The following is a 13,934-nucleotide window of genomic DNA, read 5'->3' on the forward strand; positions in this document are numbered from 1 at the left end:
AGGTTATTTGCTGGCAAATCAGACGTTTTTTGCCTTCTGCACCAGCAGATTGAACGACACAATCGCCAGCATAAAGCAGCCAAAGATGGTGCCGGTCATGCTCGCGACCGAGGTGCCGCCCAGGCCGGTAATGGGTACGCTAATGGCACCAAAGGTGAACATGCCGACGCCAATCACCGCCGAGGCGCTGCCCGCGCGCTGGCCCTGGCTTTGCATCGCCAGCGAAGAAGCGGTGGTGGCGATCACGCCATTACTGGCGATGGTGAAGAACAGCGCGACCAGCAGAACTGGCAGCGCTGCGTCGGTAAGTCCCGCCAGCAGCAAGCAGCTCGACGCAACAAACGCCAGCGTCAGGCCCCCTTTCAGTACGCGATATTCTCCCCACAGCGGACAGAGGCGCGCACTGGTTTGTGATGCAATAATCAAGCCGAAGCCGTTGGCAGCGAAGCAGAAGCTAAAGGCTTGCGGCGTCAGGCCATACAGCTGTTGCAGTACAAACGGCGAGGCACCGATATAGGCAAACATGCCGGACATCATAAAACCTTGCGTCAGGCAGAAGCCCATAAACTGCCGATGCGTGACGACCTGGCCGAGCGCCGCCCAGGCGGAAAAGATCGAGCCCTGACTGCGGCGCGCTGGCGGTAAAGTTTCGTGCAATTTCCAGCGGGCAAGGAAGATCAGCACGACGGCGATGCAGCCGAGCACCACGAAAATGCCGCGCCAGTTAAGCACCGTCATCAAGGCGCCGCCCAGCACCGGCGCACCAATCGGCGCTAAACCATTGACCAGCATCAGCAGTGCAAAGAAACGCGTCAGCTCATGGCCGCTGTACATATCTCGGGCAATGGCACGCGACAGCACCGCGCCGCCGGCGCCTGCCAAACCTTCAAACAGACGCGCTACCAGCAGCGAGTGGATGTCTTTTGCCAGCGCACAGCCAATCGAGGCAATAAACAGCAGCACCAGCGATAACAGCAGCGGACGGAGGCGACCAAACTTGTCGCTCATTGGCCCAAACAGCAATTGACCCGCACCCAAACCCAGCAAGCCAGCGGTGAGGCTCAGCTGCGCCGTGGCGGTTTCGGTGTGCAGATCGCGCGCCAGCTCCGGCAGCGCCGGCAGGTAAAGGTCGATACAAAGTGGCCCGAGCGCAGCGAGCAGGCCCAGCGTGATGGCATAAACCAGCCGATGAGAAGGTGCAGGTGTCATTAATCCTCTGTCTTTATTCATTGCTATAGGTATTTTTTCGCGGGTGATTATACGAACCGTAGCGCATCAACACAGCATTTTTACCAAATCCTAACGCTTCGGAATTTAGCTAAATTTATCCCATAAAGTTGATAAATCTGGATTTATGTTCCAGGCTAATTTCACACGGACAAAAAAACGAGGAACAACAACATGAATAAAGTGATGGGATGTATCGCTGCCGCTATGACGCTGGCAGCCCTGTCTGGTTGTACGACTTATGACAAAGCCGAAAGCTACGTAACCAAGCCGGTAGTGAAGGATGTTAAGAAAGGCATGACGCGCGATCAGGTTCGCCAGATTGCCGGCCCAGCGTCTACTGAAATCACCATGGTTCACGCTCGCGGCACTTGCCAGACTTACGTGATTGGCGAGCGCGACGGCAAACCGCAGACCTACTTCGTGAGCTATAACGATACCGGTCGCGTCATGAACTACGGTTTCCAGAGCTGTAAAGACTACGATACCGATCCGCAAGCGGCTCAGTAATCGCAGCAGAATAAGAAACGGCCCGTCATTGACGGGCCGTTTTTCGTTGTGGCGCTTATAAACCGTAAGGACGCGGCACTTCGATATACTCGCCGCCGATCTCGCGCTGGTAGTAGTGACCTTCCTGCACGTAATAACGCTTGCCGTTGAAATCCAGCACGCGCATACCGCCGCCCGGCGGGGCTTCAGGCGGCTGCACCACCACATAGGTGTCGCCCTGACGCTGATAGTAGTTACCGTTCAGCATGTAATAGGTCAGACCGCCCAGCAAAACGGCGGTTGCTGCTTCGGGTAGGAAACGCAGCGGGCCGGGACCACCCCAACGTGGACCTCCACCCCAATGCGGGCCTGGGCCGGGGCCCCAACCGCCGGGATGGGCAAAACTGATGGCTGGTGTTAATAAGGTTAACGCCAGCACCGAGGCGATAACTGTTTTCATCGGTGATTCTCCTGCTGTGATTAACTGCAGAATTGGCTTTACTGAGCGAAAACTCAAGCGAAAAGCGGCTGATTTTTCCTCTGTTTACCATGCTTAACGCTTTCCTGACGCTAGCGCCATGATTGGGTTGAATTGGGGAGGAAAGCGGGTAAGGTCGTCATAAACGGCGACCTTACGGGGCATATCGCGCAGGCATAAAAAAACGGCAGACCTTGCGATCTACCGTTGTTGCAACTCATCAATTTAGCGGTGTGCCAGTTCGGCGTGTTCGTCGCTCTCCAGCACTTTCTTGTCGGTCAATCCGAGCCAGCGGCTGGTGAGTGAACCGGCGGTCATTGAACCATTAACGTTGAGCGCGGTACGCCCCATATCGATCAGCGGTTCGATGGAGATCAGCAGCGCGACCAGCGTGACCGGCAGGCCCATCGCCGGCAGCACGATCAGCGCGGCGAAGGTGGCACCGCCGCCCACGCCAGCCACACCGGCAGAACTCAGCGTCACGATACCTACCAGCGTTGCAATCCACATTGGATCAAACGGGTTGATGCCCACGGTTGGCGCAACCATCACCGCCAGCATGGTGGGATAGAGACCGGCACAGCCGTTCTGGCCGATGGTGGCACCGAATGACGCCGAGAAGCTGGCGATCGATTCTGGCACGCCCAGGCGACGCGTCTGGGTTTCCACGTTCAGTGGAATACTGGCGGCGCTGGAACGGCTGGTGAAGGCGAAGGTGATCACCGGCCATACTTTACGGAAGAAGCGCATTGGGTTGATGCCGTTAACCGACAGCAGCAGTGCGTGTACGGCAAACATGATCGCCAGACCGAGATAAGAGGCCACCACGAAGCCACCCAGCTTGATGATGTCCTGCAGGTTGGAACCTGCTACTACTTTGGTCATCAGCGCCAGCACACCGTACGGCGTCAGCTTCATGATCAAACGCACCAGCTTCATGACCCAGGATTGCAGGGTATCGATCGCCACCATCACGCGCTCGCCTTTGACCTTGTCATCTTTCAGCAGTTGCAGCGCCGCCACACCGAGGAAGGCGGCGAAAATCACTACGCTGATGATCGAGGTGGGATTGGCGCCCGCCAGATCGGCAAACGGGTTTTTCGGAATGAAGGAGAGCAGCAGCTGCGGCGTGCTGAGGTCAGCCACTTTGCCCACGTAGTTGCTCTGAATCGCGCTCAGACGCGCGGTTTCCTGCGCACCTTGCACCAGACCTTCAGCGCTCAGGCCAAACAGGCCGGTCACCAGCACGCCGACCAGCGCGGAAATTGCGGTGGTAAACAGCAGCACGCCAATGGTCAGCACGCTGATTTTACCCAGCGATGAGGCATTGTGCAGACGTGCGACCGCGCTCAGGATCGAGGCGAACACCAGCGGCATCACGATCATCTGCAACAATTGCACGTAGCCGTTGCCGACGATATTGAACCAGCCAATCGACGCTTTCACGGTTGGGCTGTTTTCGCCATAGATGGTTTGCAGCGCCAGACCAAAGGCCACACCGAAAACCAAACCGGTCAGCACGCGTTTGGACAGGCTCCAGCTTTGGTTGCCAATCCGATTCAGCAGAATCAGTAGTGCGATAAACGCCACGATATTAATAATGAGGGGAAAATCCATGCTCAACTCCAGGGTGTGACGCGCCATCCTGGGATGGCACGAAAAACAGTAAGTCCCGGTTAGGGAATATTTGGAATGTTATCAGTTCAGCGTGGGGCGGGCTTATACCCAAAAAGAATGCTTTATAACTTTAACGCTTGATTCGACTGCTTATTGACCGTTTTGACCATTAACCAACCGACCGACGCCATTTTGTAGCGTATTGAACAGTTGCTCCGGCCAGCCGTTGGCACCAAAAGAGGGCATGCCGGGCGGGAACCACAACGCATAACCGACCAGCGCCAGGCAAAGTGCTCGCTCCAGCTGGTTACCTTTTTGACTATTCAGGATGGGCAAACGGAAGCGCCAGCGGCAGGGCCACAGCAGCGGCACGCCGGCGGGCGTGAGCATATCGGCGACAATATGGCTGAGATAGCCGAGCGTCATGCCTTGCAGTACGTCGGCGGGAAGAAACCAGTCGGCGGGCACATTGATCTGGAATAGCCACAAACTCACCGCCACCGCCAGCAAACTGTGGGTAAAACCGCGATGACCAAAGATGCGGGCGATGGGATGAGATAGCCACCTTAAGCGCTGGCCAAGCACGGATTTAGGGTGATCGATATCGGGCAGCAGGCAGGTTAACAGCGCAGCAGGCACTAAATGCCACCAGTCGGCGCTGGCCAATACTGGCGTCAGTTCCGCGCGCTTGGCAAAAATGGCGCTGGCAATGGCAAAAATGATATGGCCTTCGGCCGTCATGATGGAACCTGGCTGCATAAAACTGTCGATGCATCCAGTATAGGGATTTATCCAGTGAATGAGAATGGTGACGCTGTAACGAAGCGTTAATATTTTTCACTTTCCCGCGTCACAATGACGCGGGAAAAGAACAGGTTAGCCTAGCGCGCTAACCATCCGCCGTCGACGGCCAACGTATAACCTTGCACATAGTCGGAGGCGCTGGAGGCGAGAAACACAATTGGGCCCATCATGTCGTCCGGGATGCCCCAACGACCTGATGGAATGCGGCCTAAAATCTCCTCGTTGCGTGACTCATCGCTGCGCAGCTGTTCCGTGTTATTGGTGGCCATGTAGCCCGGCGCAATGGCGTTAACGTTGATGCCGTGCTTCGCCCATTCGTTGGCCATCAAACGGGTTAACCCCATCACTGCGCTTTTTGATGCGGTATAAGAAGGCACCCGAATGCCGCCCTGGAAAGACAGCATCGAGGCGATATTGATGATCTTGCCGCCATTGCCTTGCGCGATAAACTGCCGCGCAACCTGCTGTGACAGGAAGAACAGACTTTTGCTGTTGATGTTCATCACATCATCCCAATCCTGCTCGCTGAAGTTGAGTGCATCTTCGCGGCGAATGATGCCTGCGTTATTCACCAGGATATCGATGCGACCGGCCTGCGCCACCGCCTGTTCAACAATTTGCGGCACGATGGATGGCTTGGTCAGATCGGCCTGAATTGACCAAAAACGGCGGCCTAACGCCTCAACTTTGGCCTGCGTATCATCCGGTCCGGCGCGGTTAACGCCAATAATGTCACATCCCGCCTGCGCCAGACCCAGCGCCATACCTTGGCCTAAACCGGTATTGCAGCCGGTGACCAGCGCGATTTTGCCTGCAAGATTAAATGCGTTGAGTATCATGATTCGCTCCTTGTTAGCGCAGTGCGCTGATGTTGACGTGGTCCATGTCATCAAATACCTGGTTTTCGCCCACCATGGCCCAGATAAAGGTATAGCGCTGCGTTCCCACGCCCGCGTGAATCGACCAGCTCGGTGAAATCACCGCTTGCTCGTTATGGACCAATAGATGACGCGTCTCCTGCGGCTGGCCCATCATGTGGAACACGGCGCTGTCGTCGGCCATATCGAAATAGAAGTAGACTTCCATGCGACGTTCGTGGGTGTGACACGGCATGGTGTTCCACAAGTTGCCGTCATCAAGGCGGGTTAATCCCATGGTTAGCTGGCAGGTTGGCAACACGTCCGGCACGATGAATTTGTTGATGGTGCGGCGGTTCGAGGTGGCGGCATCGCCGAGCGTGGCTTTCACAGCCTCGTCGAGGGTGATTTTTTTGTCTGGATAATGGGTGTGTGCCGGCGCGCTGTTGTAGTAAAACTTCGCCGGGCGGCTGGCATCGCTGCTGCAGAAAATCACGCTCTGCGCGCCTTGTCCGACATACAACGCTTCCTGCTGATCAATCTCCCAGGTTTTGCCATCCACTTCAATCACCCCGGGTCCACCGATGTTGATTACGCCGAGTTCGCGGCGTTCGAGAAAGTAACTGACGCCCAGCTGCTTACCCACTTCATGGCCGATAGTCACCGGTTTCTGCACCGGCATCACGCCGCCGATAATGATGCGATCGATATGGCTGTAAGTGAGGGTGTAATTGTCGGCGTCGAAAATCTTGTCGATCAGAAACTCACGGCGTAAGCCGTCCGTGTCCAGGGTTTTGGCATGCTCGCTATGAATGCTTTGACGAATGTCCATCTCAGGCCTCTCAAGAGTTAAAGGAAGTGGTCCCGATGCGGGTCTTTGGGCATCTTAGGCAGGATGAGATGTGAATTCAATAAAAATGAAACGATGTTTTATTTATTTGCGTGCGCGATCAAGTTGCATAAAAAAGCCCGCGTTAAGCGGGCTGCGATTAACCGTGCAGATGTTCGAGTTTGAGCTGGGTTAAATCATCAAGAATCACATTGGCCAGCGCCCAACGCGCATCTTCACGATGCTCGGCCGCCGGCACCACAATTGAACGCATGCGTGCGGCTTTGGTGGCGATCATGCCGTTGAAGGAATCTTCCAGCGTGACGCAGTTAAGCGGATCGATACCCAGTTTGGCTGCGGCGTCGAGATAGACCTGCGGATGCGGCTTGCTGTACGGCAGCGCTTCCGCGGACGCCAGCACATCAAAGTATTTGCGCAGGTCAAACATCTCCAGCACGCGCTCCAGCATGTGCAGCGGCGAGGCGGAGGCGAGGCCGATTTTCAAACCTTGCTGCTGGCACAGTTGCAGCGCCTGCTCCACGCCAGGCAGCAGCGGACGCGTCTCTTCCACCAGCGCCAGCGCGCGGGCGATGATGCGTTGCGTCACTTCCTGTTGATCCGGGCCGCTCCAGGGCAGCGCTTCAAACCACATGCGCACGGTTTGATCGATGCGCAGACCCAGCGTATCGGGCAACTCGTGGCGGCGGGTGATGTCCACGCCAAGGCTGGCGAATATATCCAGTTCCGCGCGATCCCACAGCGGTTCTGAGTCGATCAACAATCCATCCATATCAAAGATGGCGGCCAATACGGGACGACGATATGACATATAACTGCTCCCTTAGAAATTTGGCTTACCATAGCACGAGAGCCGGATAAAGCCGACTTGCGGCAGGCCACGCATTTTTCAGGAAAAATTGCAGTAGTACAGGTAGACTTAGGCAAAACTATTTTTGGTTCAGGGAGACACCATGACTTACCAACAGGCTGTCCGCATCGCCATCCTTAAGCGAGTGGCTGGCTGGGTGATTTTTATACCCGCATTGTTATCCACGATGATTTCGCTGCTGGGCTTTATGTTTAAGCACAGTGAAAAGCAGCCGGGCATCGATGCCGTGATGCTCGATTTTGTGCATGTCATGGTCGACATGGTGAAGTTCAATACGCCGTTTCTTAATGTGTTTTGGCAGAACTCTCCGGTGCCGGAATTTAACGGTGGCGCGAATATCGGGTTTTGGCTGATCTACATCCTGATCTTTATCGGCATAGCGCTGCAGGCTTCAGGTGCGCGCATGTGGCGTCAGTCGCGCCATATTAAAGAGGGAATTGAAGATCAGCTGATCATGGAACAGGCCAAAGGCAGTGAAGGGCGCACGCGAGCGCAGCTGGAAGAGAAAATCCACATCCCGCGTCACACCATTTTCTTGCAGATTTTCCCGCTCTATATCCTGCCGATCATTATCGCAATCGCGGGCTACTTTGTGCTGAAACTGCTCGGCATGCTGTAACACGTCAGGCCGGTCTGGCCTGACGTTCGCCCAACACATCTTCATCTAACAACTGGCCGATGGCGAACTGCGCTTCGCCCGTCCAGTTGCCACCGAAAACATTGGCGCGATTCAGCAGGTAATAGAGCTGATACACCGGCTGACGCTGCGAGAATCCGTCTTCCAGTGGCCAAACCGCCTGGTAGCCATCATAGATCTGGCGCGGCAAATCGGCGTAGTAACTCAGCATCGCTAAATCGCACTCGCGATCACCCCAATAGCAGGCGGGATCAAACAACCACGGACCCTCTGCGCTGCCGGCGCAGTTGGCGGGCCACAAATCGCCGTGTAATAAAGAAGGTTGCGGATGGTGGTTGGCTAACGTGCGCTGCACACAATCAACAATCAGTTCGGTATCGCCATAGTGCACGCCTTTTTCCGCGGCCAGTTGCAGCTGCCAGCCGATGCGCTGCTCAGCGAAGAACACTGACCAGCGGCGTAACCAGCTATTCGGCTGAGGTGAGGTGGTGATGTTGTTGTCGAAATCGAGACCAAATTGCGGTTGCTCGCTCCATTGGTGTAGATGCGCCAACTGCTGGCCGAGCTGGAAAGCGCTCTGTGCGGTAAAGGGTTGAGGCGGAATATATTCCAGCAGCAGGAAGCTGGTATCACGATCATTGCCAACGCCATACACTTTCGGGACGCGAACGGTTTGCGTGCGCGCCAGCAGGTCGAGTTGATCGGCTTCCCAACTGAACAAGGTGAGCATATCGCGGGTGTTACATTTGACGAACACATCCAACTCGCCATAGCGGATGCGCCAGGCGGGATGGACATCGCCACCGGGAAGTTCCTGACGATCGGTGATTTCGGCATCACCGGCGTACTCGCTTAACAGACGACTAATGGCTGACCACATCGGGTAATCCTCTTTGTTCGCTGCGTGAGTTCGATTGTAACGCGCAAAACCTGAGCAAACCTGGCGTCGATGCCGTTTTTTGCACTGCGTCAGGATTGTTGTTTCAGAAATGCCTCTAACGTGATGACGGTGACCTCAGGTTTATGATCGAGCGCGATTTGGGCATATCCCGCGGCTTGCTCTGCTATTTCATGCTCCTCTAACGCGCTGACAATGCCGAAGCTATTGGTGCCCAACTCATGCGGATGACCTTCATCATCGCTGAAGGTGGTGCTGTAACCGCCATTGATCATGGCACTGGTCACTGACTGCACGTCGCCGAGTCCACTTTCCTGATATTTTAACGTGACAATGTAACGTTTGACATCATGGTCACTCATTATTCACCTCATTGTTATCGAACAGATTTCAGCGTAGACCAGCGCGCAGTATAGAGCGAATTTTAGCCAATTCATTAGTGAAAATAGCAGGTAAAGCTTTGTCAAAAGAGTTCAGAAAAATCGTGTAGCCTTCAGGCTGCTATTTGAGTAATTGCCCCCTATAATGCGCAGCGAAAATGGGAAAAGTCCCATTAAAAGAGCGGTCCAGCGGCTTTCCTGGTTTTTTATGCGGATACATACTTTTTTACAAAACTTACGGTAAATTGCATTGATTGGCCGGAGAAACGCTTCAGACTCTTCGTTTTTTAAACTGTCGTACGGGTTACTTTTAATGAAAGCCTTTAACAAGCTGTCCGCTGTTTTATTGCTCTCTGCTGGAGCATTTTGTCACCAGGCCTTTGCAGATAACGCCGTTTTCACCTCCATGGATGACCCTGCAACGGCGAAAAAGCCGTTTGAAGGCAGCGCGTCAGCGGGTTACCTGGCTCAAACTGGAAACACCACCAGTTCTTCGCTGAGTGCGTCTACCAATATGACGTGGTATCAAACCAATACCGCATTGAGTCTGTGGGGCAACGCCGCAAACAACTCCTCAAACGATGAGCGTTCATCTGAGACTTACAACATTGGTGGCCGTAGCCGTTATAACCTCAACAGCGCTGACTACCTGTTTGGTCAGGCAAGCTGGTTAAGCGACCGTTTCAACGGTTATGACTCACGCGATGTGCTGACCGCCGGTTACGGTCGTCAGATCCTCAGCGGCCCGGTTCACTCACTGCGTGCTGAATTCGGTCCGGGTGTGCGTTACGACGATTTCCATGATGGCGGCCATGAAACCAAAGCATTGGGTTATGGTGCAGTGAGCTATCAATGGCAGCTGACAGATACCACCAAATTTATCCAGGGTGTTTCTGTGCTGAGCAGCTTCGGTGAAGACACCACGCTGAACTCAGAAACCGCGTTGCAGGTGGCCATCAATGCCCATTTCGCGCTGAAGCTGGGCTACAACGTGACCTGGAACAATAATCCGCCAGAATCTGCGCCGGATCGTACCGATACCAAAACCACGATCCAGCTCTCATACTCAATGTAAGCGAGACGGATGTGAATCACCGCTGCCAGGCCTGTGCCTCGCAGCGGTTTTTTTTATTTCTCTTTAGCTTAGCGAATCTCTGCACGGGTTTTGATCGGCGGCGAAAGCTGCTATTATCATCGCCGCTTTACATTCCTGGCGTCATTCCGACAACGTGGGTCTGACATCACGCCGGGTTACACACTACGAAACTCATTTTTGCATGTAGGCTTTCGTGTGGCTTACCACTGCAATTAAGGATATGAAATGCCAGTAATTACTCTTCCTGATGGCAGCCAGCGCAGCTTTGACCGTCCGGTCAGCGTGATGGATATTGCGTTGGATATTGGACCGGGTTTGGCGAAAGCCTGCATCGCGGGTCGCGTGAATGGCGAATTGGTTGATGCGGTTGATCCGATCACCGAGGACGCTCAGGTCGCGATTATTACCGCTAAAGACGACGCCGGTTTAGAAATCATTCGTCACTCTTGCGCGCACCTGTTAGGGCATGCGATTAAGCAGCTGTGGCCAAACACCAAAATGGCGATCGGCCCGGTGATTGATAACGGTTTCTATTATGACGTTGACCTGGAACATACCTTAACCCAGGAAGATCTTGAGCTGCTGGAAAAGCGTATGCACCAGCTGGCTGAAACCAACTACGATGTGGTGAAGAAAAAGGTGAGCTGGCAGGAAGCACGTGACGTGTTTGCTGAGCGTGGCGAAAGCTACAAAACCACCATTCTTGACGAGAACATCAGCCACGACGATCGTCCTGGCCTGTATCAACATGAAGAATACATCGACATGTGCCGCGGTCCGCACGTGCCGAATATGCGTTTCTGCCATCACTTCAAACTGCAGAAAATCTCCGGGGCTTACTGGCGCGGCAACAGCGACAACAAAATGCTGCAGCGTATTTACGGTACGGCCTGGGCGGATAAAAAGCAGCTGGCTGCCTATCTGCAGCGTCTGGAAGAAGCGGCGAAGCGCGATCACCGTAAAATCGGTAAGCAGCTTGATCTCTACCACATGCAGGAAGAAGCACCGGGCATGGTGTTCTGGCACAATGACGGCTGGACCATCTTCCGCGAGCTGGAAGTGTTTGTGCGTACCAAGCTGAAAGAGTACGACTATCAGGAAGTGAAAGGTCCGTTCATGATGGACCGCGTGCTGTGGGAGAAAACCGGGCACTGGGAGAACTATAAAGAAGCCATGTTCACCACCTCTTCAGAGAACCGTGAATATTGCATCAAGCCGATGAACTGCCCAGGCCACGTTCAGATCTTTAATCAGGGTCTGAAATCCTACCGCGACCTGCCGCTGCGTATGGCGGAGTTTGGTAGCTGCCATCGTAACGAGCCATCAGGTGCCTTGCATGGTCTGATGCGCGTGCGCGGCTTTACCCAGGATGATGCTCACGTCTTCTGTACCGAAGATCAGGTACGTGATGAGGTGAACAGCTGTATCCGCATGGTATACGACATGTACAGCACCTTCGGTTTTGAAAAAATCGTGGTGAAGCTGTCGACCCGTCCGGAAAAACGTATCGGTACCGACGAAATGTGGGATCGTGCGGAAGTGGATTTGGCAGAAGCGCTGAAAGAGAATGATATTCCATTCGAATATCAGCCGGGAGAAGGTGCCTTCTACGGCCCTAAAATTGAGTTTACCCTGTACGATTGTCTCGACCGCGCCTGGCAGTGTGGTACCGTTCAGCTAGACTTCTCCCTGCCGAAGCGTCTGGACGCGACTTTTGTCGGCGAAAACAACGACCGCCAGACACCGGTAATGATCCATCGCGCAATTCTCGGTTCAATGGAGCGCTTTATCGGCATCCTGACCGAAGAATTCGCTGGATTCTTCCCGAGTTGGCTGGCGCCGGTGCAGGCTGTGGTGATGAATATCACCGACAGTCAGTCAGAATACGTCAGTGAATTGACGAAGAAATTGCAGAATGCTGGCATTCGTGTCAAAGCAGACTTGAGAAACGAGAAGATAGGCTTTAAAATCCGCGAGCACACATTACGTCGCGTCCCTTATATGCTGGTTTGCGGTGACAAAGAGGTGGAAGCAGGCAAAGTTGCCGTGCGCACCCGCCGTGGTAAAGACCTTGGGAGCATGGACGTAGATGTGTTTGTTGAGAAGCTGCAACAAGAGATTCGCAGCCGACATCTTCACCAATTAGAGGAAACAGGTTATTAAAGGCGGAAAACGAGTACAACCAACACGTCCGAACCGTATCAACGGCGAAATCCGTGCCACCGAAGTGCGCTTAACTGGCGTAGACGGCGAGCAACTTGGCATTGTCACCCTGCGTGAAGCCATTGAGAAAGCTGAAGAAGCCGGCGTAGATTTAGTTGAAATCAGCCCGAACGCCGAACCGCCGGTTTGCCGTATCATGGATTACGGCAAGTTCCTTTATGAAAAAAGCAAGTCTTCTAAGGAACAGAAGAAGAAGCAGAAAGTTATCCAGGTCAAGGAAATCAAATTCCGTCCTGGTACCGATGATGGCGACTATCAGGTCAAACTACGCAACCTGATTCGCTTTCTGGAAGAGGGTGATAAAGCCAAAATCACGCTGCGTTTCCGCGGTCGTGAGATGGCGCACCAGCAGATCGGTATGGAAGTGCTTAACCGCGTCCGTAAAGATCTGTGTGAAGACATGGATCTGGCGATTGTCGAATCCTTCCCTTCGAAGATCGAAGGTCGTCAGATGATCATGGTGCTCGCTCCTAAGAAGAAACAGTAGGCCTTCAAGTAATAAAGCCGCGCAGCGCTTGCGTTGTGCGGATTTTTATTCGCCTGTCTGATTCATTTTATTAACAATGCGAAGTGGATATTTGTAAAAATGCCAAAGATTAAAACTGTACGTGGCGCCGCTAAGCGCTTCAAGAAGACCGCTTCTGGCGGCTTCAAGCGTAAGCACGCGAACCTGCGTCATATTCTGACTAAAAAGTCTACTAAGCGTAAACGTCACCTGCGTCCGAAAGGCATGGTGTCTAAAGGCGATCTGGGTCTGGTTATTGCCTGCCTGCCGTACGCATAAGTAAATTTTTTTAGTTTAATTCCCCGAAAGATTTCGGGTTGCAGCAAGGCGGCAACTGAATGAATCCCTGAACTTACATCAGTAAGTGACTGGGATGAATGAAGACAGCCACCGCCGCTGCGGCACGAAAGATGAAGGGAAATCACAGAATATGATATAGGAGAGCTCACATGGCTCGCGTTAAACGTGGTGTAATTGCTCGCGCACGTCACAAGAAAATCTTAAAACAAGCTAAAGGCTACTATGGTGCACGTTCACGTGTATACCGCGTTGCCTTCCAGGCTGTTATCAAAGCTGGTCAGTATGCTTACCGTGACCGTCGTCAACGTAAGCGTCAGTTCCGTCAACTGTGGATCGCGCGTATCAACGCTGCGGCTCGTCAGAACGGTATCTCTTACAGCCGTTTCATCAATGGCCTGAAAAAAGCCTCTATTGAAATCGACCGTAAGATTCTGGCTGACATCGCTGTATTCGACAAAGTGACATTTACTGCACTTGTTGAAAAAGCAAAATCAGCTCTGGCGTAAGTCAGTTGAAAAAGGGAGCTTGCTCCCTTTTTTATTACCCGCAACTCACGCAAAAGATTGACATTTTGGCCGCTGCGCATTTCAATAGTGCGGTTTCTAAATATGACAAGGTAACGCAAGCATGAATGCTGCTATTTTCCGTTTCTTTTTTTACTTTAGCGCCTGAACATCAGGGGCTTTTGCGCATAAGAAAAGAAAC

17 protein-coding genes and 1 other annotated feature (1 of these 18 cut by a window edge) are annotated in these 13,934 nt (G+C 53.5%); of the genes, 8 read left to right on the top strand and 9 right to left on the bottom strand.

Annotated elements, in window-relative coordinates; all coding sequences use genetic code 11:
• Nucleotides 1-18: 18 nt before the first annotated feature.
• Nucleotides 19-1,209 (bottom strand): multidrug effflux MFS transporter, encoded by a 1,191-nt coding sequence (locus tag PO881_RS08355; RefSeq protein WP_280172733.1) that lies wholly within the window; start codon nt 1,207-1,209, stop codon nt 19-21.
• 192 nt (nt 1,210-1,401) lie between these two features.
• Here PO881_RS08355 and osmE point away from each other — a divergent pair, with 192 nt between their 5' ends.
• Nucleotides 1,402-1,737: an osmotically-inducible lipoprotein OsmE gene (gene osmE / locus PO881_RS08360; protein ID WP_007892614.1), complete on the top strand. Its 336-nt coding sequence runs from the start codon at nt 1,402-1,404 to the stop codon at nt 1,735-1,737.
• Nucleotides 1,738-1,792: 55 nt separating this feature from the next.
• On the opposite strand, the gene PO881_RS08365 is transcribed toward osmE, so the two are convergent.
• From PO881_RS08365 to hxpB, 6 genes are all read right to left on the bottom strand, one after another.
• Nucleotides 1,793-2,176 carry a DUF6515 family protein gene (locus PO881_RS08365; RefSeq protein WP_101764583.1) on the bottom strand — a complete coding sequence of 128 codons (384 nt, stop codon included), beginning with the start codon at nt 2,174-2,176 and terminating at the stop codon, nt 1,793-1,795.
• A gap of 243 nt (nt 2,177-2,419) precedes the next feature.
• Nucleotides 2,420-3,811: an L-cystine transporter gene (locus tag PO881_RS08370; RefSeq protein ID WP_192413538.1), complete on the bottom strand. Its 1,392-nt coding sequence runs from the start codon at nt 3,809-3,811 to the stop codon at nt 2,420-2,422.
• Nucleotides 3,812-3,961: 150 nt separating this feature from the next.
• The gene (locus tag PO881_RS08375) at nt 3,962-4,552 is read right to left on the bottom strand and encodes a metal-dependent hydrolase (protein ID WP_110866437.1); all 591 of its coding nucleotides are present in this window, start codon (nt 4,550-4,552) and stop codon (nt 3,962-3,964) included.
• A gap of 140 nt (nt 4,553-4,692) precedes the next feature.
• On the bottom strand, nt 4,693-5,454 hold the full coding sequence (gene kduD / locus PO881_RS08380; protein WP_110866010.1) for a 2-dehydro-3-deoxy-D-gluconate 5-dehydrogenase KduD: 762 nt from the start codon (nt 5,452-5,454) through the stop codon (nt 4,693-4,695).
• 13 nt (nt 5,455-5,467) lie between these two features.
• Complete coding sequence (gene kduI / locus PO881_RS08385) at nt 5,468-6,304, bottom strand: 5-dehydro-4-deoxy-D-glucuronate isomerase (RefSeq protein WP_280172734.1); 837 nt, start codon at nt 6,302-6,304, stop codon at nt 5,468-5,470.
• A gap of 157 nt (nt 6,305-6,461) precedes the next feature.
• Complete coding sequence (gene hxpB, locus PO881_RS08390; RefSeq protein WP_280172735.1) at nt 6,462-7,130, bottom strand: hexitol phosphatase HxpB; 669 nt, start codon at nt 7,128-7,130, stop codon at nt 6,462-6,464.
• A gap of 142 nt (nt 7,131-7,272) precedes the next feature.
• On the opposite strand from hxpB, the gene PO881_RS08395 reads away from it, so the two are divergent.
• The gene (locus PO881_RS08395) at nt 7,273-7,809 is read left to right on the top strand and encodes a YniB family protein (protein ID WP_280172736.1); all 537 of its coding nucleotides are present in this window, start codon (nt 7,273-7,275) and stop codon (nt 7,807-7,809) included.
• A gap of 4 nt (nt 7,810-7,813) precedes the next feature.
• Here the strand turns inward: PO881_RS08395 and PO881_RS08400 are convergent, their stop codons facing one another.
• Both PO881_RS08400 and ghoS read right to left on the bottom strand, forming a co-directional pair.
• The gene (locus tag PO881_RS08400) at nt 7,814-8,707 is read right to left on the bottom strand and encodes a fructosamine kinase family protein (protein WP_280172737.1); all 894 of its coding nucleotides are present in this window, start codon (nt 8,705-8,707) and stop codon (nt 7,814-7,816) included.
• Between the two features lie 89 nt (nt 8,708-8,796).
• Nucleotides 8,797-9,087, bottom strand: coding sequence for a type V toxin-antitoxin system endoribonuclease antitoxin GhoS (ghoS, locus tag PO881_RS08405; RefSeq protein ID WP_137385661.1), 291 nt, complete (start codon nt 9,085-9,087; stop codon nt 8,797-8,799).
• A 331-nt stretch (nt 9,088-9,418) separates the two neighbouring features.
• On the opposite strand from ghoS, the gene PO881_RS08410 reads away from it, so the two are divergent.
• The 6 genes from PO881_RS08410 (at nt 9,419) to pheM (ending at nt 13,901) form a co-directional block, all read left to right on the top strand.
• Nucleotides 9,419-10,180 carry a DUF481 domain-containing protein gene (locus tag PO881_RS08410; protein WP_101764576.1) on the top strand — a complete coding sequence of 254 codons (762 nt, stop codon included), beginning with the start codon at nt 9,419-9,421 and terminating at the stop codon, nt 10,178-10,180.
• Between the two features lie 246 nt (nt 10,181-10,426).
• Nucleotides 10,427-12,364: a threonine--tRNA ligase gene (gene thrS, locus PO881_RS08415; RefSeq protein WP_101764575.1), complete on the top strand. Its 1,938-nt coding sequence runs from the start codon at nt 10,427-10,429 to the stop codon at nt 12,362-12,364.
• Nucleotides 12,360-12,911 (top strand): translation initiation factor IF-3, encoded by a 552-nt coding sequence (infC, locus tag PO881_RS08420; RefSeq protein ID WP_036621995.1) that lies wholly within the window; start codon nt 12,360-12,362, stop codon nt 12,909-12,911. The genes thrS and infC overlap by 5 nt, the downstream gene beginning before the upstream one ends.
• Nucleotides 12,912-13,010: 99 nt before the next feature.
• Nucleotides 13,011-13,208, top strand: coding sequence for a 50S ribosomal protein L35 (gene rpmI, locus PO881_RS08425; protein WP_004157374.1), 198 nt, complete (start codon nt 13,011-13,013; stop codon nt 13,206-13,208).
• A 170-nt stretch (nt 13,209-13,378) separates the two neighbouring features.
• Nucleotides 13,379-13,735 carry a 50S ribosomal protein L20 gene (gene rplT / locus PO881_RS08430; RefSeq protein WP_007892678.1) on the top strand — a complete coding sequence of 119 codons (357 nt, stop codon included), beginning with the start codon at nt 13,379-13,381 and terminating at the stop codon, nt 13,733-13,735.
• 116 nt (nt 13,736-13,851) lie between these two features.
• Nucleotides 13,852-13,934: a sequence feature (Phe leader region), on the top strand (it continues 43 nt past the right edge of the window).
• Complete coding sequence (pheM, locus tag PO881_RS08435; protein ID WP_106120997.1) at nt 13,857-13,901, top strand: pheST operon leader peptide PheM; 45 nt, start codon at nt 13,857-13,859, stop codon at nt 13,899-13,901. Its footprint overlaps the feature before it by 45 nt.

The organism is Pantoea sp. SS70 (assembly GCF_029866845.1).
Classification (GTDB): Bacteria; Pseudomonadota; Gammaproteobacteria; order Enterobacterales; family Enterobacteriaceae; genus Pantoea; species Pantoea leporis.